Source organism: Hymenobacter terrenus, from assembly GCF_000972495.1.
GTDB classification, from domain to species: Bacteria; Bacteroidota; Bacteroidia; order Cytophagales; family Hymenobacteraceae; genus Hymenobacter; species Hymenobacter terrenus.
The window spans coordinates 1-374 of sequence record NZ_LATM01000160.1 but is presented as its reverse complement, the minus strand read 5'-3'; the positions used below and the strand labels follow the sequence as shown (position 1 = coordinate 374).

Annotated in this window: 1 protein-coding gene; it reads right to left on the bottom strand. The window is 34.2% G+C overall.

The features are described from left to right. On the bottom strand, window positions 1-374 hold a 374-nt coding region (locus tag WX88_RS26940; protein ID WP_046247527.1), incomplete at both ends, for a RepB family plasmid replication initiator protein.

The window sequence follows — 374 nt, the reverse complement described above, 5'->3', positions numbered from 1 at the left end:
ATCTAATTTTTTCGGTTGTTGTTTCTGCTTAAACTTAAATGAAAATCCAATAATTGAACGACCACGTTTGTGTTGTTCATACTCTGCTTTTATATCTGTGTACTTATTAATTTGATCAATGGCAAGGTGTAAAACTTTTTCTTTAAATTGCCCCATTCTCTTGTATTCATTGGGTTCTATGCCTAGTTTTAATCTTAGCTCTTCTAGCTCTACCATAGTCACTTTGCCCGTACTACGCCATGCGATAAGCAACTCATACAAGCGTATAGCGTAAACACTAGTTAAACTGCTGACTTGCTCTAGTTCATAACTAGTGAAGTGTTTTTCTAAATTTGTAATCAACGGTACAACATCATCAGAAAACTTAATACGAA